General features: G+C 70.3%; 19 protein-coding genes, 1 tRNA gene and 1 riboswitch. Of the genes, 15 read left to right on the forward strand and 5 right to left on the reverse strand.

All coding sequences use genetic code 11. The features are described 5' to 3' along the window. Nucleotides 1-44 precede the first annotated feature (44 nt). Nucleotides 45-413 carry a hypothetical protein gene (locus RF637_RS01590; protein ID WP_368843986.1) on the reverse strand — a complete coding sequence of 123 codons (369 nt, stop codon included), beginning with the start codon at nucleotides 411-413 and terminating at the stop codon, nucleotides 45-47. Further along, the gene (locus RF637_RS01595) at nucleotides 410-1621 is read right to left on the reverse strand and encodes a pyridoxal phosphate-dependent aminotransferase (RefSeq protein ID WP_368843987.1); all 1212 of its coding nucleotides are present in this window, start codon (nucleotides 1619-1621) and stop codon (nucleotides 410-412) included. Before RF637_RS01595 ends, RF637_RS01590 begins: the two co-directional genes overlap by 4 nt. 323 nt (nucleotides 1622-1944) lie before the next feature. On the opposite strand from RF637_RS01595, the gene RF637_RS01600 reads away from it, so the two are divergent. The 6 genes from RF637_RS01600 to RF637_RS01625 all read left to right on the forward strand — a co-directional run bounded on the left by RF637_RS01600 (nucleotide 1945) and on the right by RF637_RS01625 (nucleotide 5990). Continuing rightward, nucleotides 1945-2017 (forward strand) — tRNA-Trp (locus tag RF637_RS01600). Between the two features lie 63 nt (nucleotides 2018-2080). After that, the gene (secE, locus tag RF637_RS01605) at nucleotides 2081-2347 is read left to right on the forward strand and encodes a preprotein translocase subunit SecE (RefSeq protein WP_064845237.1); all 267 of its coding nucleotides are present in this window, start codon (nucleotides 2081-2083) and stop codon (nucleotides 2345-2347) included. A 45-nt stretch (nucleotides 2348-2392) separates the two neighbouring features. Further along, nucleotides 2393-3265 (forward strand): transcription termination/antitermination protein NusG, encoded by an 873-nt coding sequence (gene nusG / locus RF637_RS01610; RefSeq protein WP_144931494.1) that lies wholly within the window; start codon nucleotides 2393-2395, stop codon nucleotides 3263-3265. 136 nt (nucleotides 3266-3401) lie between these two features. After that, nucleotides 3402-3830, forward strand: a complete 429-nt coding sequence (rplK, locus tag RF637_RS01615) for a 50S ribosomal protein L11 (protein WP_035959909.1) — start codon at nucleotides 3402-3404, stop codon at nucleotides 3828-3830. 86 nt (nucleotides 3831-3916) lie between these two features. Continuing rightward, the gene (rplA, locus tag RF637_RS01620) at nucleotides 3917-4627 is read left to right on the forward strand and encodes a 50S ribosomal protein L1 (protein WP_167318174.1); all 711 of its coding nucleotides are present in this window, start codon (nucleotides 3917-3919) and stop codon (nucleotides 4625-4627) included. A gap of 196 nt (nucleotides 4628-4823) precedes the next feature. Next, entirely contained in the window at nucleotides 4824-5990 is a 1167-nt protein-coding gene (locus RF637_RS01625; protein ID WP_144998298.1) for a GNAT family N-acetyltransferase, read from the forward strand. Between the two features lie 16 nt (nucleotides 5991-6006). On the opposite strand, the gene RF637_RS01630 is transcribed toward RF637_RS01625, so the two are convergent. The 3 genes from RF637_RS01630 to moaA are packed head-to-tail and all read right to left on the reverse strand — an operon-like array spanning nucleotide 6007 to nucleotide 8660. Beyond that, on the reverse strand, nucleotides 6007-7311 hold the full coding sequence (locus RF637_RS01630) for a molybdopterin molybdotransferase MoeA (RefSeq protein WP_368843988.1): 1305 nt from the start codon (nucleotides 7309-7311) through the stop codon (nucleotides 6007-6009). A gap of 4 nt (nucleotides 7312-7315) precedes the next feature. Beyond that, nucleotides 7316-7600, reverse strand: coding sequence for a MoaD/ThiS family protein (locus tag RF637_RS01635; RefSeq protein WP_368843989.1), 285 nt, complete (start codon nucleotides 7598-7600; stop codon nucleotides 7316-7318). Next, nucleotides 7584-8660 (reverse strand): GTP 3',8-cyclase MoaA, encoded by a 1077-nt coding sequence (gene moaA, locus RF637_RS01640; protein ID WP_368843990.1) that lies wholly within the window; start codon nucleotides 8658-8660, stop codon nucleotides 7584-7586. The genes RF637_RS01635 and moaA overlap by 17 nt, the downstream gene beginning before the upstream one ends. 66 nt (nucleotides 8661-8726) lie before the next feature. On the opposite strand from moaA, the gene glp reads away from it, so the two are divergent. The 9 genes from glp (at nucleotide 8727) to RF637_RS01685 (ending at nucleotide 19306) form a co-directional block, all read left to right on the forward strand. Then, entirely contained in the window at nucleotides 8727-10076 is a 1350-nt protein-coding gene (gene glp, locus RF637_RS01645; RefSeq protein ID WP_368843991.1) for a gephyrin-like molybdotransferase Glp, read from the forward strand. Next, on the forward strand, nucleotides 10073-10570 hold the full coding sequence (moaC, locus tag RF637_RS01650; RefSeq protein ID WP_331253902.1) for a cyclic pyranopterin monophosphate synthase MoaC: 498 nt from the start codon (nucleotides 10073-10075) through the stop codon (nucleotides 10568-10570). Before glp ends, moaC begins: the two co-directional genes overlap by 4 nt. After that, the gene (locus RF637_RS01655; protein ID WP_368843992.1) at nucleotides 10567-11742 is read left to right on the forward strand and encodes a molybdenum cofactor biosynthesis protein MoaE; all 1176 of its coding nucleotides are present in this window, start codon (nucleotides 10567-10569) and stop codon (nucleotides 11740-11742) included. Before moaC ends, RF637_RS01655 begins: the two co-directional genes overlap by 4 nt. A gap of 1 nt (nucleotide 11743) precedes the next feature. After that, nucleotides 11744-12580: a formate dehydrogenase accessory sulfurtransferase FdhD gene (fdhD, locus tag RF637_RS01660; RefSeq protein ID WP_368843993.1), complete on the forward strand. Its 837-nt coding sequence runs from the start codon at nucleotides 11744-11746 to the stop codon at nucleotides 12578-12580. Nucleotides 12581-12885: 305 nt separating this feature from the next. After that, nucleotides 12886-13419, forward strand: coding sequence for a 50S ribosomal protein L10 (rplJ, locus tag RF637_RS01665; RefSeq protein ID WP_035959878.1), 534 nt, complete (start codon nucleotides 12886-12888; stop codon nucleotides 13417-13419). Between the two features lie 122 nt (nucleotides 13420-13541). Continuing rightward, nucleotides 13542-13928, forward strand: a complete 387-nt coding sequence (gene rplL, locus RF637_RS01670; RefSeq protein ID WP_035959869.1) for a 50S ribosomal protein L7/L12 — start codon at nucleotides 13542-13544, stop codon at nucleotides 13926-13928. Nucleotides 13929-14086: 158 nt separating this feature from the next. Then, nucleotides 14087-14220: riboswitch (glycine riboswitch) on the forward strand. A 162-nt stretch (nucleotides 14221-14382) separates the two neighbouring features. After that, nucleotides 14383-17286 (forward strand): aminomethyl-transferring glycine dehydrogenase, encoded by a 2904-nt coding sequence (gcvP, locus tag RF637_RS01675; RefSeq protein WP_144998313.1) that lies wholly within the window; start codon nucleotides 14383-14385, stop codon nucleotides 17284-17286. After that, nucleotides 17283-18428: a glycine cleavage system aminomethyltransferase GcvT gene (gene gcvT / locus RF637_RS01680; protein WP_368843994.1), complete on the forward strand. Its 1146-nt coding sequence runs from the start codon at nucleotides 17283-17285 to the stop codon at nucleotides 18426-18428. Before gcvP ends, gcvT begins: the two co-directional genes overlap by 4 nt. A 134-nt stretch (nucleotides 18429-18562) precedes the next feature. Continuing rightward, on the forward strand, nucleotides 18563-19306 hold the full coding sequence (locus RF637_RS01685) for an MBL fold metallo-hydrolase (protein ID WP_368843995.1): 744 nt from the start codon (nucleotides 18563-18565) through the stop codon (nucleotides 19304-19306). The last annotated feature ends 21 nt before the right edge of the window (nucleotides 19307-19327 follow it).

A 19327-nucleotide genomic window follows, 5' to 3' on the forward strand; every position in this document is an offset into this window, starting at 1 on the left:
GTGGAGGGTGCGTGCGCGGTGAAGGGTGCGTCCGCGCGGGGGCCTCAGTCGGTCTCGCCCCGGAAGTTGTGCCGGTCCACGAGCGCCCACGACGCCGCGGCGTTGACAGCGGCCACGGTGAACACCGAGGGCCACGCGCCGATCTTCTTGGCCAGCGGGTGGGACAGTCCGAACCCGGCGAGGTACAGCACGCTCAGGCCCGCGGTCGTGGCGGGTCCCGCGGAGCGGTACCACGTGCGCCCGGCGACCACGCCCTTCGCGAGCAGCACCGCGCCGCCCAGGGCGCGCACCCCCGTGAAACGGGCCACCGCGTAACCGCCGATCAGTCCGCCGGCCACCACAGCCGAGCTGGGCAGGGCCACGGCGGAGGGCAGCAATTCGTTTAGCTCGTGCAAGGTCTCTTTGACGCTCATTCGGTGCCTCCCAGGAAGTTCTGCAGACGGGACAGGCCCTCGGCGAGATCGTCGTCGCCCAGGGCGTAGGACAGGCGCAGGTACCCGGACGGGCCGAAGGCCTCACCCGGGACCACTGCCACCTCGGCCTTCTCGAGGATCAGTTCCGCGAGCTCCGCGCTCGTGGTGGGCGTGACGCCCGCGAACTCGCGGCCCAACAGCGCCGTGATGTCTGGGTACGCGTAGAACGCACCGGTGGGGGTGGGGCACACCACGCCGTCGATCGCGTTGAGCCCGTCCACGATCGTGCGACGACGCCGGTCGAAGGCCTCGCGCATGCGCTCCACCTGGTCCATGGGCCCGTTCAGGGCGGCCAGGGCCGCGCGCTGGGCCACGTTGTTCACATTGGAACTCAGATGCGACTGCAGGTTGGTCGCGGCCTTCACGACGTCCGCGGGACCGACCAGCCAGCCCACACGCCACCCGGTCATCGCGTAGGTCTTGGCCACGCCGTTGAGCAGGATGAGGTTCTCGTGCAGCTCGGGTACGGCGCGGGCCATGGAGGTGAACTCCACGTCGTCGTACGTGAGGTGCTGGTAAATCTCGTCGCTGATTACGAAGATGCCCTTGGCCGCGGCCCATTCACCCACGGCCCGGGTCTCCTCGGCGGTGTAGACCGCACCCGTGGGGTTGGAGGGCGAGCAGAACAACAGGGCCTTGGTGTGCTCCGTGTATGCGGCCTCAAGTTGTTCGGACGTGACCTTGTACTCCTGGTCCGCACCCGCGAAGACCTCCACGGGGTTGCCGCCGGCCAGTCGGATGGCTTCAGGGTAGGTGGTCCAATATGGGGCGGGCAGGAGGACGTCGTCGCCGTCGTCCACGACCGTCTGGAACGCCTGGTACACGGCCTGCTTGCCGCCGTTGGTCACGAGCACCTGGGAGGGCTCCACGGCCCATCCGCTGTCGCGCTGCGTGGCTTGCGCGATCGCTGAACGCAGCTCGGGCAGTCCCGCGGCGGGGGAGTAGCGGAAGTTCTTGGGGTCCTGGAGGGCCTCGGCGGCGGCATCCACGATGTAGTCGGGGGTCGCGAAGTCCGGTTCACCCGCGCCGAAGCCGATCACCGGCCGCCCCTCGGCCTTGAGGGCCTTGGCCTTGGCGTCCACGGCGAGGGTCGCGGACTCCGCGATCGCCGAGATCCGATGCGAGATGCGCTGCTGCGCTGGTGACATGGTGATCATTTCTCCTGGGCTGACTGGGCTGCTTGGACTGACCGGGTCGTCCCGGCGGGCGGGCCTCTCACTGGCCCGCGCACGGATCCGTACGAGAATCTGACGGGCCCGGGGTCCGACCGGGGACGCGGACACCGCTCCCAGCTTAGGTGGCCGGACCCTTGCTTTGCACGGGACGCGGCGGGCGCGTACCATGGTCTGTTGGTGCCGCCACCAGTGCGGTGCGCTCTGCCCCGGGATGGACTCCCGACGGCGGGATGACGGGCCGATGATAGGCTCGGGCACCGGATTTCGTGTCGCGCATGGCTGCGGCGCGGTGTCGAAGGGCAGTGGCGCAATTGGTAGCGCAGCGGTCTCCAAAACCGCAGGTTGCAGGTTCGAGTCCTGTCTGCCCTGCTTCAGGACCCACAACGGCACGCACACCACCGCCGAGAAGTTGCTTCACGCAGGGGAGAGCCGATGTCGCACACCGTCACAGGACAGACCCCGGGTCAACCTGCCGGTTCCGATCACAAACGTGGGATCTTCGGCCGGATCTGGCTGTTTATCCGTCAGGTCGTGGGAGAACTCAAGAAGGTCGTCGCCCCGTCCCGCCGGGAACTGGTCAACTTCGTCCTGGTCGTGCTGGCGTTCGTGGCGTTCATGATGGTGTTGATCTCCCTGTTGGACCTGGGCTTCGGTCAGGTGGCCATCTGGCTGTTCGGGAACGGCGACCAGGCCCAGTAAGTCCTTCCACCACTTCCAGACGTCCACAGAAAGCAGGAATCCCCGGTGACCGATCACGAGCTCGATAACGACGACACCCAGCCCGCTCAGTTCGACTCCCTGATGGCGGACGCTGCGCGGGACGAGTCGGCGCAGAGCACGTCCGAGACCACCGAGACCACGGATCCGCAGCAGGACTCCGACGAGCGCACCGTGCAGGAAGCCGACCTCGACGCCGCCGAGGGTAACGGCGAGGCCGTGCCCGTCCCCACCGAGGACGCCGCGGCCACGGCGGAAGCCGCCGAGGACGACGTCGACCCCGCGGTAGAATTTAAGGCCAAGCTGCGCCGCCAAGAGGGCGACTGGTTCGTGATCCACACGTACGCGGGGTACGAGAACCGTGTGAAGACCAACCTCGAGACCCGCATCCAGTCCCTCAACATGGAAGAGGACATCTTCCAGATCGAGGTGCCCATGGAAGAGGTCGTGGAGATCAAGAACTCGCAGCGCAAGACCGTGCGCCGCGTGCGGATCCCCGGGTACGTGCTCGTGCGCATGAACCTCACGGATGCCTCCTGGGGCGCTGTGCGCCACACCCCGGGTGTCACGGGCTTCGTGGGCCAGGACGCCTACAACCCGGTGCCGCTGCGCCTGGACGAGGTCTTCGACATGCTCGCCCCCACGTTCGAGACCCCCGAAAAGGCGAAGGGCCTGGGCGAGACCGCCGGTTCCGGCGCGGGTGCCCAGGGCGGCGCCCAGCAGGTCACCGTGGACTTCGAGGTCGGCGAGTCCGTGATCGTGAAGGAGGGCCCCTTCGAGACCCTCCCGGCCACGATCTCCGAGATCAAGGTGGAATCCCAGCAGCTCGTGGTGCTTGTGTCCATCTTCGAACGCGAGACCCCCGTGACCCTCGGTTTCGACCAGGTCACCAAGATTTAGTCCCATCAGGTTTCGGAATCCGGCCTCGGATGTGCTTTGGTCCGGGGTGTTTCCGTTCGGTCGCCGCGCCACGGCGACCACTCGCCGTCGTACGCTCCTGTGCGGCGGTACGCACAGCTAGAAGAAGGACCATCACATGGCTCCCAAGAAGAAGGTCGCAGGCCTGATCAAGCTGCAGATCCAGGCGGGCGCCGCCAACCCGGCTCCCCCGGTGGGTCCCGCGCTGGGTCAGCACGGCGTCAACATCATGGAATTCTGCAAGGCCTATAACGCGGCCACGGAATCCCAGCGCGGCAACATCGTGCCGGTCGAGATCACCGTGTACGAGGACCGCTCGTTCACGTTCGTAACCAAGACCCCGCCGGCCGCGCAGCTGATCAAGAAGGCCGCCGGCGTCGCCAAGGGCTCCGGTGTCCCCCACACCAATAAGGTCGGGAAGATCACCATGGACCAGGTCCGTGAGATCGCCGAGACCAAGAAGGAAGACCTCAACGCCAACGACGTCGAGGCCGCCGCGAAGATCATCGCCGGCACCGCCCGTTCCATGGGCATCGAGGTCAACTGAGCTCTTCCGAGCTCGTACCGAAGACAACCATCGTGGCAGGGCCGAGCGCGGCCCGCTGACCACAACTGCACAAGGAGAACAAGCAGATGGCAAAGCGCAGCAAGGCATACCGGGCAGCTGCCGAGAAGATCGAGGCGGGCAAGTTCTACGCTCCCGCCGAGGCGGTCGCCCTGGCCAAGGAACTGGCCGAGAACAGCAAGTCCGATTCCACCGTCGAGGTGTCCATGCGCCTCGGTGTGGATCCCCGCAAGGCGGACCAGATGGTCCGCGGCACCGTGAACCTGCCCAACGGCACGGGCAAGACCGCTCGCGTGGTCGTGTTCGCAACCGGTGACAAGGCTGCCGCGGCCGAGGCCGCCGGTGCGGACTTCGTGGGTTCCGACGACCTGATCGCCAAGGTCCAGGGCGGTTGGACCGACTTCGACGCCGCCGTGGCCACCCCGGACATGATGGGCAAGGTGGGCCGCCTGGGCAAGATCCTGGGTCCCCGTAACCTCATGCCGAACCCCAAGACCGGCACCGTGACGATGGACGTGGCCAAGGCCGTGTCCGACATCAAGGGCGGTAAGATCGACTTCCGCGTGGATAAGCACTCCAACCTGCACTTCATCATCGGCAAGGCGTCCTTCGACGCCCAGAAGCTCGCCGAGAACTACGGTGCCGCGCTGGAAGAGGTGCTTCGTCTGAAGCCGGCTGCGTCCAAGGGCCGTTACATCACCAAGGCCACCGTGGCCACCACGTTCGGCCCGGGCATCCCTGTGGACCCGAGCGCCACCGAGGTCACCACCCAGGCGTGATCGCGGGTACGTAACGAGGGAACGCTCGCATTCCCTACCGTCGAGGGAAGGGTCCGTGCCGTCACCGGCCGGACCCTTCTTTCGTGGGACGATGGAAACACCGTTACGAATTCTTGATGTACTTGAGGCCGGGTTCCGTGGACGGGGCCCGTCGCCCGGGTGCCGTCCCGGCCGGGCGGCGCGGAAGGAGAGCACTGTGACGGAGCCGTCACCGGTACGCATCGAGTTGTTGTGCATCCCCGACACCTTCGATGACGAGGCGCAGCGGGTCCTGGGGCGCGTGGCCGCGCTCGTGCAGTCCTCCCGGCGACACGTGTGGGGCACCGGTCAGCTCAGCAACGGCGCCCACGACATCTTCCGGGACCTGCACGACCCCTACGAGCGCGTGAACATCCTGTGCGCGTACCTCGACGACCGCCTCGTGGGGCGCGCCGAGGTGCGGATGCCCCTGATCACGGACACCGACATGGCGCAGATCGCGGTGGATGTGGCCCCGGACGAGACCTCCGAGGGGATCGGGCGCGCTCTTCTGAGTGCTGCGGAGCAACTTGCGCGGGGTGAGTCCCGCCGGTTCATCCGCCTCGTGACCGAGCACCCCGCGTCCGAGGCGCGCGATCCCTCCGGCCCCGGGGACGGCAGCGCGGACGGCACGGCCGACGGCGGTGCGAGCCCCGTGGCTCCCGTCCCATGGCTCGACGCCGCCGATGGTTCCGGGCGCCTGCCCGCGAGCCACCGCCAGACCCGCTTCGCCCAGCACGCCGGGTACACCCTGCGCACGGTCAGCAGTTTCGCGCTCCTGCCCGTGCCGCTGGACGAACAGCGCACCGCGCGCATCCACGAATCCCTCGAGGCCGTGCCCTTCGCGGACCACTACCGCCTGCACACGTGGGTGGGGGAGGCCCCGGACGAGCTCCTGGCCCCGCTCGCGCAGCTGCACGCCAAGATCCCCACGGACTCGTTCGTGCGACCGATCGTGGCGGACCCGGACCCGTGGGACGGCGCGCGGGTGCGCCGCACGGAACAGCTGCGTCAGGAGGACGGCGACCGGTCCCTGATGGCCGTGATCCAGGACGTGCGCACGAGCGAGCTCGTGGGGATGACCGAACTGATCCTCGCGCAGCACCGCCCGGCCCTGGCCCTGCAGGACGAGACCCTCGTGGTGCGCACCCACCGCGGGCATCGGTTGGGGATGCGGCTCAAGCTCGCCAACCTCGAGCAGCTCGCGAACGTGGCCCCCGAGGTCCGGACCGTGTACTCGTGGACCCACAGCGGCAACGACCGAATGAACTGGGTCAACGCCCAGCTAGGCTTCCGGGACGCCGGTCAGTCCGCGATCTGGGAGCAGGACTTCAGCATCCACTGACCACCGGGCCGGTCACTCACCACGGCAGGGGCAGCACCACGGTCTCCTGTCCGCGGGCCAGCCCATCCCGGGGCACGGACAGCAGCCCTTGCGCCGCGGCGAGTCCGCGCACCATGTTGGAGCCCACCGCGCGGCACGGCACCCAGCCGTCCTCGTGCCGCCGGGCCGGTAGCAATCGTTCGGAGCGGGCGTCGGCCAGATCCTCCCCGGCAATCGCGGGGGCGAAAGGCTGGGCATCGCGGCCCAAGTGGCCGGCCAGGAACGCCCCACCCAGCAGCAGGAACGCCACCATGGCACCCAGGGGATTGCCGGGCAGCGCGAGCACGGCAGTGTCCCGCGCGGCTGCGAACAATGTGGGGTGACCGGGCATGAGGTCCAGCTGGTCCACGAGCACATGGCACTCGTCCTGCACCAGGGGGCGCACGAAGTCCGCGCGCGAGCGGGACGTGCCACCCGTGGTGACCACGAGGTCGTGCTCGGTACTCAGTTCGCGGAGCAGGGAACGCAGCGCCGCGGCGTCGTCGGGACCGCGGCGCACCGTGACCGTGCGCCCGCCGAAGGCCTTCACCATGGGCGGCAGGGACATGCTGAACGCATCGCGCACGTACCCGGGAGCCGGGAGCCCGCTGGTGCGCACCTCGGAACCCGTGAGCAGCAGGGCCACGCGCGGGACGGTACACACGGGCACGTCGTCCCGTCCGGCCACGGCCAGGAACGCCGCGTGCGCGGGGGAGAGCACGGCGCCCGCCCGCACCACGGTCTCGCCCTCGGCGCATTCCGTTCCGGCCGGGCGAATGTGCCTGCCCGCGAGTTCCGTGCGCGGGCTGTCGGGGGACAGCTCAAGGAGCTCGCCGCGGCGGGTTGCGAATTCCTCGCGGATGACCGTGGTGGTGCTGTCCGGGATCACGCCGCCCGTGACCACCGGGACGGCCGTGCCGGGCGCGAGCGTGACCGCGGACGCGGCACTCGGCAGCGGCGCGGACGTCGCAGCGCCGTCGGCCAGGTGATCATCCAGTCGCCGTCCGTCGGATGCCCCCGCACGGGAGCCCGGGGCGACGACGCGCCACGGTCCCGGTCCGTGGACCGCGTACCCGTCCATCGCGCTCGAGGCGTAGTGCGGGACGGAACATGCCGCGCGGACGTCGTGGGCCGCGGTGCGACCCGCCGCCCGGTCCAGGGGGACGATCTCGATCGCGCCGCCGGGCCGGGAGTCCGCGAGCGCCGAACCGGCCCGGTGTGCGAGGGTCCGGGCGGCGTCACGCGCCGCGTGATGCAGGGGTTCGAGACCGCTGCTCCACGCGGGTGGGGTAGGACCAGGCATCCGATCAACCCCCCGCGAAGGGCGGGAGGACGTCCACCGTGGCGGCCGGGGCCAGCGGGGACTCCTGGTCCCGGGCGGCCACACCGTCCACGAGCCACGAGCATTGCGGCAACACCTGGGCCAACGTGCGTTCGCCCGGTGGGGCCACGGGGTGCAGGGTGACCAACAGTTGCTGCAGCTCGGAGCGGGTCAGCGCCGTGGTGGTCTCCACGTGATCTTCCTCTGTCCCGGCCGCGGCAGCGGCGGCCGCGAAATAACGCACGAGCACGGTCTCAGCCCCCGATCGCACTCATGCTGCGGTCGGGCTGGACGTAGTCCCCGGAGTCGAGGCCCGCGTGGTCCATCCCGTGGGCGCGCGGCTTGACCCACATGGCATCGCGCCAGCGTTGGGCGATGTCCCGGTCGGTCGCGTTCGAGCGCAACAGGTGCATCAGATCCGTCTCGTGGTGGGAGAACAGACACGAGCGCACGTGGCCGTCCGCGGTGATCCGAGTGCGCGTGCAGTCCTCGCAGAACGGTTCCGTGACGGACGCGATGATCCCCACGGTCCCCACCACGGTGTCCTGACCGCGTTCCCGCACGAGGTACTTCTCCGCGGGGGCGCCCGCTCGGGGTGCGGTGTCCGGGGTGATGTCGAAGTCCCGGGACAGGGACTCGCGGATCTCGGTGGCCGTGACCATGTTCTTCCGGGTCCAGCCGTGGTCCGCGTCCAGGGGCATCTGTTCGATGAAGCGCAGGGCGCAGTCGTGGTCCAGGGCCCAGCGCAGCAGCGCGGGCGCCTCGTGGTCGTTGACCCCGCGCATCAGGACGGCATTGAGCTTGACCGGGCTCATGCCCGCGTCCTGGGCAGCAGCCACGCCCTCGAGCGTTTGGGCGAGCCGCCCGCGGCGGGCGAGCTTCTCGTAGGTGTCCGCGCACAGGGTGTCCAGGGAGATGTTCACGCGGGTCATCCCGCCGTCCGCGAGGGCCTGGGCACGCCCGGCGAGTCCGATGCCGTTGCTCGTCATGGACACGGGGATCCCCGGCATGCGCTCGGTCAGGGCGGCCACGAGTTCCTCGAGATCGGGGCGGATGAGCGGTTCCCCGCCCGTGAGCCGGATCTCCCGCACCCCGAAGTCCGAGACGGCGATGGCGGCCAAGCGCACGATCTCCGGGACCGTCAGCAGCGAATCACGCGGCAGCCACTGCATGCCCTCCGCGGGCATGCAGTACGTGCACCGGAGGTTGCACTTGTCCGTGAGGGAGATGCGCAGGTCCGTGGCGGTACGTCCGAAGCGGTCCGTCAACGGCCCCTGCGTGGGCACCCCGCGAACGGGGAGGACATGGGGATTACCAAGGAAAACGGACATACCGTCCAGTGTAGGTGCTGCCCCCAGCACGGGCGGAACCCCCGTCGGGGTGGCTACCCTGGAGCCATGTCCCGCTGTATCGAAACGCACCAGCGCACGCTGGCCGAGTTGCTCAACTCCGCGTCCCACGACGACGCCGCACTCCTGCCCCTCGCTCGCGCCGCGGGACGCGTGCTTGCCCGGGACCTCGTGGCGGAGACGGACCTGCCGCCGTTGGCGAACTCGCAGATGGACGGGTTCGCGGTGCGCGTGGCCGATCTGACCCCCTCCGTCCCGCCCCAGCCAGGGGATGCTGAAGGGATTGAACTGCCCGTCGCGGACGTGCGGCCCGCAGGTGCCGAACCGGCGCGGCACACACCCGGTACCGCGACCGCCGTGATGACCGGGGCCGTGCTCCCCGAGGGCGCGGACGCGGTGATCCCCGTGGAACGGGTGCGTCCCCCGCGCTTCGACGTCCCGGCCGTGACGATCAGCCCCGACGTCGCCCGGTCCGTCACCGAGGGCACCTTCGTGCGCGCGGCCGGGAGCGACGTCGCCCGCGGCGCCGTGGCGCTGCCCGCCGGAACGCGACTGGGGGCTGCGGCGCTCGGTGCGTGCGCCGCGCTCGGACTGGGCCCGGGAACCGAGGTGCCCGTGCGCACCGGACCGCGTGTGGTCGTGGTGAGCGGAGGGGACGAGATCGCGCCCGACGGGCACGCGCCGCGCCCCGGGATGTACCACGACGCCAACGGCCCCTTGCTGGCCGCGTGGTTGTCCGAGGCGGGCGCCGAATCGGTGACCCGGGTCCGTGTGGACGATGACCCGGACGCCTTCGTGCGAGCCCTGGATCACGTTGTCACCGAGGCACGACCCCACCTCGTGATCACGAGCGGCGGGATCAGCGCGGGCGCGTTCGAGGTCGTGCGCCAGGGCCTCGAGCGGGAGGGCCGGGACACGTGGTTCGACCACGTGGCCATGCAACCGGGAGGCCCCCAGGGGCACGGCACGTTCCGTGGCGTGCCCGTGATCTGCCTGCCCGGTAATCCCGTGAGCACGTGGGTCTCGTGCGAGGTCTTCGTGCGTCCCGCGCTCGCGGCCGCGTGGGGGTGTTGCCCGTCGCCGCGGTGGTTCACGGCCGAATTGGGCGAGGCGGTTCGACCGCTGGACACCAGGACCCAGCTGCGCCGCGGGAGTATGGAACACCCGGGGGACGGAACGGTCCCGCGCGTGCGTCTCGTGGGGGGAGCGTCGTCGCACCTGCTGAGCGCCGCCGCCCATGCGGACGTCCTGGTGCGCATCCCGCCCGGGGAGCACGAACTCGCTGCCGGGACGACCGTGGCGGTACTGCCGGTGGACGGCGGCGTGCTGCCCGCGGACGACGACCCGGTGCCCGCGGGCGCAGCAGACGGAACGGAACGAACAGGAGAGCCAGCGTGAGCGAACGAGAGCCGGAGCCCGGACAACAGCACCTGACACACGTGCGGGAGGACGGCACGGCGCACATGGTGGACGTGAGCGAGAAGGCGGTGACCTCGCGCGAGGCCACCGCCCAGGCCGTGCTCATGACCCGCCCGGACGTGATCGACCTGCTGGCCTCGGGGGGGCTGCCCAAGGGGGACGCGCTCGCCGTGGCGCGCGTGGCCGGGATCATGGCCGCCAAGCGCACCCCGGACCTCGTGCCCCTGTGCCACCCGCTGCCCCTGAGCAAGGTGACCGTGGACCTCACCCCGGGCGAGGACCGCGTGGTGATCGAGACGACCGTGCGCACCCGCGGTGTGACCGGCGTGGAGATGGAGGCCCTCACTGCGGCGAGCGTGGCCGCGCTGACCCTGTACGACATGATCAAGGCCGTGGACAAGGCCGCCACGATCACCGACACCCGCGTGCTCGCCAAGTCCGGCGGCAAGAGCGGCGATTGGAGCGCCCGGTGAGTGAGCACGCGGATCCGGCCCACGGCCGTCCCTCCCGTCGACACGAGGTGGGCGACACCCACCTGGAGGGGCGCGGCGCCGTGGTGGTCGTGGTGTCCAGCTCGGCGGCGTCGGGCGCGGCGGAGGACCGTTGTGGGCCGCTACTGCGGGACTGGTTGCGGGGCCGCGGCCTGGACGTGACGCTGCGCGTGATCCCGGACGGTCCCGAGGTCCTCGAGCTGCTGCGCGACCTCACATCGGCGTCCGGGCCTGCCGCCCCGCGGTTCGTGATCACGACCGGGGGCACCGGACTGAACTCGGACGACGTCACGCCCGAGTCCACGGCCCGGGTGCTGGAGCGCGAGTCGCCGGGGATCATGCACGCGCTGTGGAGCGCGGGGCTGCAGAAGACCCCCACGGCCGTGATGAGCCGCGGGGTCGCGGGGCACACCGGCCAGACCTTCATGGTGAACCTCCCGGGCTCGCGCGGGGGCATCAAGGACGGGATGACCGTGCTGGACCCCCTGCTGGACCACATCAGCGCACAGCTCGAGGACGTGCACGGTCACGGGGAGGACCGCTCCGTGACGCGCTCCGCGCAGGGGGAGGTCGTCCCCGCGGCGGTCCCGGACTCCCCGGGCCACGCCGAGCGCACGGACGTGCCCGGCCATGACGCCGCCCCCGCCGCGGGCACGGTCGGCGCGCGGGTGCCCGCAGCGTCGTCGTCGTCCGACGACGACGCCGCGCCGGGCGCCGAGCCCTCGACGGGCGAGGTGCTGCTGGCGCTCGTCACGACCGACCCCCTGGATGCGGCCGAGGCGCAGCGTGCGGTCCAGCATCCGCGGTGCGGGGCGGTCGTCGGGTTCAGCGGCGTGATCCGCGACCACGACGGCGGCAAGGACGGTGTCACGGCGCTTGAGTACAGCGCCCACCCCAGCGCGGGCGAGGTCATGCGGGACGTGGTCGGTGAGATCGCGAGCGCCCACCCGGACGTGCGCTTGTGGGCCGCGCACCGGATCGGCGCGCTCGCCGTGGGGGACAGCGCGCTCGAGGTGGCCGTGGCCGCGGGACACCGTCGCGAGGCGTTCGAGGCGTGCGCGCAGCTCGTGAACCTCATCAAGGAACGCGTGCCCATCTGGAAGCGGCAGAGCTTCGAGGACGGGCAGCACAACTGGGTGGGGCTGGACGCCTGAGATGGCCGCTCGGATCATCGTCCCCGCCCGCGTGCGCACGTTCGACGCCCACGGGGAAGTGCGCGCGGGTCCGGACCGGCTCGCGGGGGAGGAACCCCTGGAGATCCGGCTGAACGGGCAACAGTTCACCGTGACCATGCGCACGCCCGGGGAGGACTTCGAACTCGTGACGGGGCTGCTGCTGAGCGAGGCCGTGATCACGGAGGTCTCGCACATCGTGAAGATGGACTACCGCTCGGGCGTGGACCAGGACGGGCACCGCACGTACAACGTGGTGGACGTCCGGCTCGCACCGGCGGCCCCGGGGCCGCGCGCGGACGCCCAGCGCCAGGTGTTCACATCCTCGTCGTGCGGGGTGTGCGGCACGCCGTCGTTGGACGGGGTGGTCAAGTCCTCCGCGTACCCCGTGGCGCACCCGCGTCCACTCGTCACCGCGGCGCGGCTCGTGTCCCTGCCGGATGAGTTGCGGGAGCACCAGCGGGTCTTCTCCGCCACGGGCGGGGTGCACGCGGCGGCGCTGTTCCCCGTGGGCCGGGACGAACCCCTCGTGGTCCGGGAGGACGTGGGCCGGCACAACGCCGTGGACAAGGTCATCGGGTGGGCGGTGCAGCGAGGACTGCTGCCGCTGCACGAAGCGGTCCTGCAGGTCTCCGCTCGGGCGTCGTTCGAGCTTGTGAGCAAGGCCGCCATGGCCGGGATCCCCGTGCTCTCCGCGGTCAGCGCACCCTCCGCGCTCGCCGTGACCCACGGGCGGGAGCACGGGGTCACGGTCGTGGGGTTCAACCGCAAGGGTCGGTGCAACGTCTACACCCACCCGGAGCGCATCACGAGGGAGTGAACCGGGCCCTGACGATTTGATGGGCACCCGCGCCCCGCTGATTTGGTGGGCACCCGCGCCCTGGGGTACGATGGAGGCACCAAAGACCGCCGGTCATCACGCGTGCCCCGGTACGCGCGATCTAAGAGGTTCTCGGAAACGTGAACCGTCCAGCGCAGGTGAACCAGCACGAATTTCGCTCCTCAACACCGCAGCTTCATGCGTGTGATCAGGGCGTGGTCTCGAGCCCCGGGCATCTGCGCGGGGCTTTTTTCGTGTCCTCGTACGGGACGCGGGCCGGCACCCACATGTAAGGAAGGAGCACCATGGCGAATCCTGAAAAGGCTGCCGCGGTTGCGGAGTTGAAGGAATTCTTCTCCAACTCGCACGCTGCCGTCCTGACGGAGTACCGCGGTCTCACCGTGGCTCAGCTGAAGACGCTGCGCCGTTCCCTCGGTGAGAACGCCGAATACGCCGTGGTGAAGAACACGCTCACCGCCATCGCGGCTCGCGAGTCCGGTATCGACGCGTTCGAGGGCAAGCTCACGGGCCCCTCGGCCATCGCGTTCGTCTCCGGTGACGCCGTCGAGGCCGCCAAGAGTCTGCGTGACTTCGCCAAGGACAACCCCCAGTTGGTCGTCAAGGGCGGTTACCTGGATGGCGTCGCGATGGACGAGTCCGAGATCAAGAAGCTCGCGGACCTCGAGTCCCGCGAGGTTCTGCTGGCCAAGGTCGCCGGCGCCGCCAAGGCGTCGATGTCCAAGGCTGCTGCGCTGTTCCAGGCCCCGCTGTCCAAGACCGTGCGCACCGCCGAGGCCCTGCGCGCCAAGCTGGACGAACAGGGCGAGAACGCCGCCTGATCCCTTCGGGGACCCGGTTGCGGGGTCCCGGGCGAGCGCCCGGGAAACACCCGTGTTCTTCCCACGCACACCTCGCCGGCGCCACCAGCACCGGCACCACGTACAAGTAAGGAGCCAATACCATGGCTAAGCTGACCACCGAAGAACTCATCGAGGCCTTCAAGGAACTGTCCCTCATCGAGCTGTCCGAGTTCGTGAAGGCGTTCGAGGAGACCTTCGACGTCACCGCTGCCGCCCCCGTGGCCGTGGCCGGTGCCGCTCCCGCCGGCGGCGACGCCGGTGGGGCCGAGGAGGAGAAGACCGAGTTCGACGTCATCCTCGAATCCGCCGGTGACAAGAAGATCCAGGTCATCAAGGAAGTTCGCGGCCTGACCTCCCTGGGCCTGAAGGAAGCCAAGGACCTCGTGGACAGCGCTCCCAAGGCCGTCCTCGAAGGCGCCACCAAGGAAGCCGCTGACAAGGCGAAGGAAGCCCTCGAGGGCGCCGGCGCCTCCGTCACTGTCAAGTGATCCACGGCGCCTCGTGCGCCCGCCGTGTCCCGTGACGTGACCCCCGGGTCCGTCCGGCACGACATCCCCGCGAAACCCCGCACCGATCATCGGTGCGGGGTTTCGCGCATTCCCCGCAGCGGTGTGATGTGCGAAACTGTGTGTGACCATCTGGCCGTCACCGTACGGCGGGAGAGCATGGCGGATCCTCGTGAGCCGGAACCACGTGAACCGGTACCGCGGGCATCGCGCCATCGCCGAAGGAGCAAACCCTCCCCGGGAATCTCTCAGGCACCCGTACCGCCGCACCGGGCCACTCTGAAGAGCTCACCCCTGTCACGGGGAGAGCACCGACGGGGCAGGTCGACGGGCGCGAGCTGCTGCGCCCGCCGGCGAAATCTCTCAGGTTGCGATACAGAGCGGGGAGGACTCACCGGGCCCTCGCGCGCCCACAAGCAGCCCAGGAGACCCTCGTATGTCCTTCCTGTCACGCCACATCGGCCCCGACGCCGATGACATGGCCGTCATGCTCCGCACCGTGGGGGTAGCCAGCCTCGACGAACTGATCGACCGCGCCGTCCCCGAGAGCATCCGTGTCCGGGACGCCCTGGACCTGCCGGAACCCCTCGACGAGCCCGAGGCCCTCGCAGCCCTGCGCTCGATCGCTGCGCGCAACACCGTGATGCGCCAGATGATCGGGCAGGGCTACCACGACACCGTGACGCCCGCGGCGGTCCGTCGCAACATCCTGGAGAACCCCGGGTTCTACACGTCCTACACGCCGTACCAGCCCGAGATCTCCCAGGGCCGGCTCGAGCTGCTGCTCACGTTCCAGAACGCGGTGATCGACCTCACCGGCCTCGAGGTGGCCAACGCGTCCCTGCTGGACGAGTCCTCCGCCGTGGCCGAGGCCGTGCTCATGATGCGCCGCGCCAACCGCCGATCCAAGAGCCTGCGCGTGCTCGTGGACAGCCGCAGCCTGCCCCAGACCCTCGCCGTGCTCGCGGGCCGCACCCGTGCCGCGGGTATCGAGCTTGTCATGGCGGACCTCGGTGATCCCGACGCCGCCGCGCGGGCGGTCTCGGAGGGTGACGTCTTCGGCGTCGTCGTCGCGCAGATCGGTGCGGACGGGGACGTCACGGATCCCACCGCGGTGATCGACGCCGCGCACGAGGCGGGCGCGCTCGTGACCGTGAGCACCGACCTGCTCGCCTTGACCATGCTGCGCAGCCCGGGTGAGCTGGGCGCGGACATCGCGGTCGGTTCGGCCCAGCGCTTCGGGGTGCCCCTGTTCTTCGGGGGCCCGCACGCCGCGTTCATGGCGACCCGCAAGGGTACCGAACGCTCCCTGCCGGGGCGCATCGTGGGGGTGTCCACCGATTCCTCGGGCGCACCCGCGTACCGGCTCGCGCTGCAGACACGTGAGCAGCACATCCGCCGCGAGAAGGCGACCTCCAACATCTGCACGGCGCAGGCCCTGCTCGCGATCGTGGCCGCGGCCTACGCGGTGCACCACGGTCCCGTCGCACTGCGTGCCCTCGCCGAGCGGCTGCACGGTCTCGCCACGGAGCTCGCCGCCGGGCTGCGGGAGCGCGGGATCGACGTCGCCCACGAGCGGTTCTTCGACACCGTGACCTTCTCCGCGCCGGGCCGGGCGGACGGCATCGTGGCCGCGGCCGCGGACCGCGGGATCAACCTCCGCCGCATCGACCAGGACACGGTGGGCGTGAGCTTCGGTGAACCCCATACGCAGCGGGACGTCCAGGACGTGCTCACCGCGGTGTCCGAGGCGTGCGGCGCGCGCATCTCGGACTCCGGGGAAGCCGCGAGCGCGGACGCACTGCCGGACGAGTGGCTGCGCACGGACGAGTACATGTCCCACCCGGTCTTCCACACGCACCGCTCCGAGACCTCGCTCATGCGGTGGCTGCGCGAACTCTCCGACAAGGACCTGGCGCTGGACCGCACCATGATCCCGCTGGGCTCGTGCACCATGAAGCTCAACGCGGCGGCGGAGATGGAACCCATCTCGTGGCCCGAGTTCGCGAGTATCCACCCGTTGGCCCCTGCGGATCAGACCCGGGGCTGGACCGAACTGATCGAGCAGTTGCAGACATGGCTCGCGGAGATCACCGGCTACGCGGCGGTGTCCGTGCAGCCCAACGCCGGTTCGCAGGGTGAACTCGCGGGTCTGCTGGCCATCCGGCGGTACCAGCTGGCCCGCGGCGAGGGTCAGCGCAAGACGATCCTCATCCCGTCCTCCGCGCACGGGACCAACGCGGCGTCGGCCGTGCTCGCGGACCTCAAGGTCGTGGTCGTGGCGACCGCCGCGGACGGCACGATCGATCAGGCGGACCTCGCGGCCAAGATCGAGGCGGTGGGGGACGAGCTCGCGGGCATCATGGTCACCTACCCCTCGACCCACGGCGTCTACGACACGGACATCACCGAGGTGTGCGCCGCCGTACACGACGCCGGTGGTCAGGTCTACGTGGACGGCGCGAACCTCAACGCGCTCATGGGGCTGGCACGGCCCGGCCGCTTCGGCGGGGACGTCTCCCACCTGAACCTGCACAAGACCTTCTGCATCCCGCACGGCGGCGGCGGGCCCGGTGTGGGTCCCGTGGCCGTGGCCGAACACCTCGTGCCGTACCTGCCGGGCAACCCGGCGGACGCGGACCTGGACGAGCACGGCGCGGGCTTCCCCGTGGCGCAGGCTCCCTACGGTTCCGCGGGGGTTCTGCCCATCACGTGGATGTACATCGCCATGACGGGCGCGCAGGGGCTGACCGAATCCACGCGCACCGCGGTGCTCGGGGCCAACTACATCTCCCGCGCGCTCGCGGACGTGTTCCCCACGCTGTACACCGGGGACGGCGGGCTCGTGGCCCACGAGTGCATCCTGGACCTGCGGCCCATGACCAAGGCCTCCGGCGTCACGGCCGAGGACGTGTGCAAGCGCCTCGTGGACTTCGGGTTCCACGCGCCCACGCTCGCGTTCCCGGTCGCCGGGACCCTGATGGTCGAGCCCACCGAGTCCGAGGGCCTCGAGGAGCAGGACCGGTTCATCGCCGCGATGCGCACGATCCACGCGGAGATGCGGGAGATCGCGGACGGCACCGTGTCCCTCGAGGACTCCGTGATCCGCAACGCCCCGCACACCGCCCAGGTGCTCACCGCGGACGAGTGGCAGCGCGCCTACCCGCGCTCGCAGGCCGCCTACCCGGTCGCGTCCCTGCGCCGGGTCAAGTACTGGCCCCCCGTGGGCCGGATCGACAACGCCGCGGGGGACCGCAACCTCGTGTGCGAGTGCCCGCCCATCGAGGCGTTCGACGCCGCGTACAACACCGCAGCAGTAGCACAGGAGGAGACTCGATGAGCGAGCAGCGCACCGCACTGTACGAGGCCCACGAGCGGTTGGGGGCGCGGTTCACCGACTTCGGTGGCTGGACCATGCCCGTGCGCTACGCGAGCGACACCGCCGAGCACCACGCGGTGCGCCGCGGCGCCGGGATCTTCGACCTGTCCCACATGGGGGAGGTCTCGGTCTCGGGTCCGCAGGCCGGCGCGTTCCTGGACTACGCCCTCGTGGGTGTACTCTCCGGGGTCACGGTGGGCCGCGCCAAGTACTCGATCATCGTGGACGAACAGGGCAGGATCCTGGACGACCTCATTACCTACCGTACGGACGAGGACGAGTACCTCGTGGTGCCGAACGCGGGCAACCAGGAGACGGTCGTGCGTGCGCTCCAGGAGCGCGCCCAGGGCTTCGACGTGCGCGTCACGGACAACGGTCCGGCGACGTCGCTGATCGCCGTCCAGGGTCCGCGCGCCCTCGAGGTGCTCGAGGCCACGCGTTTGGAACCGGCCGAGGACGTCGCCGCGCTGAAGTACTACGCGTGCGTGCGCGCACGCTGCGCGGACGTGGCCGTGCTCGTGGCCCGCACCGGGTACACGGGCGAGGACGGTTTCGAACTGTACTGCGACAACCAGGACGCGCCCGTGCTGTGGGACGCGCTCCTGGCGACCGCGGCCGAGCTCGGCACGGAGGAGGCTCCCGTGGGAGCGGCGGGTCTCGCGGCGCGCGACTCCCTGCGGCTCGAGGCCGGGATGCCGCTGTACGGTCACGAACTGTCCACGGAGATCACCCCGGTCGAAGCGGGACTCGGCAAGCTCGTGGAGATCGCCCTGCGCAAGAAGGCGGAGGCCGGCACCACCACGGTCGGCGAGGAGGTGCTCGCGGCGATGCTGGAAGGCACGCCCGAACGCACCCTCATCGGTCTGGAGGGCCTGGGTCGCAAACCCGTGCGCGCGGGCTACACCGTGCACGTGGGGGAGCGCACCGTGGGTGAGGTCACGAGCGGGCTGCCCTCGCCCACGCTGGGCAAGCCGGTGGCCATGGCGCTCGTGGCCACGGACGCCGTCGACGGGATCGACGCCGGTGAGGTGAGCGTCCAGGACGCACGCGGGCGCGCCGTGGAGGTCACGCGCACCGCGCTGCCCTTCTACAAGCGGTCCTGAAGGGTGGTGTGGGGAGCGAGCCGCCCGGAGTAGTCTCTAGGCAGGCCCGCTCCGCCGTGCACGTTCCGAGGACCGCGCGGGCCGGTGAGGGTCCCGCCCCGTGTGATCGGGGCGGGACGGACAAGGAGAACGCCGTGTTCCTGCGCGACGTCGCCCCCGGGATCCATATGATCCAGAACCACAACGTGAACTGCTATGTCCTGGAGGACTCGGACGGCCTCACGGTCGTGGACGCCGGTCTGCCCAGGGTGTGGAACGAACTCGGGTGGGCCGTGCGCGAACTCGGCCACGCCCCCGAGGACATCAAAGCGCTCGTGTTGACCCATGCGCACTTCGACCACGTGGGGGTCGCCGCGAAACTCGTGGACCGGCTCGGGATTCCCGTTTACGCCCACCAGCGGGACAAGCACCTCGCGGCACACCCTTACAGCTACGCGCACGAGAACCCCACGGCCGTCTACCCGCTGCGTCACCCGTGCGCCGTGCCGATCCTCGCGTCCATGATCGCCGGTGGCGCCGCGATGGTGCGGGGCGTGACCGTGACCCGCGAGCTGACCGCGGGGGAGACCGTCCCCGTCCCGGGCCGCCCGCGGGTCGTGTTCACCGCGGGCCACACGTACGGGCACTGCGCGCTGTATGTCCCCACAGCGGACGCCGTGATATCGGGGGACGCGCTCGTGACCCTGGACCCCTACTCGGGTCTCACGGGCCCCCGCATCGTGGCCCGCGCCGCCACCGCGGACAGCGCGATGGCCGTGGAATCCCTCGCCGCACTCGAGGTCACGGGAGCCACCCTGGTGCTGCCCGGACACGGCGACCCGTGGCGTGAAGGCGTGGGACGCGCCGTCGAACTGGCCCGGGAGAACGGGGTCGCCTGAGGGGGCGCCGCCCGAGGGGCG

Source organism: Kocuria sp. CPCC 204721, from assembly GCF_040980945.1.
Taxonomy (GTDB): domain Bacteria; phylum Actinomycetota; class Actinomycetes; order Actinomycetales; family Micrococcaceae; genus Kocuria; species Kocuria marina.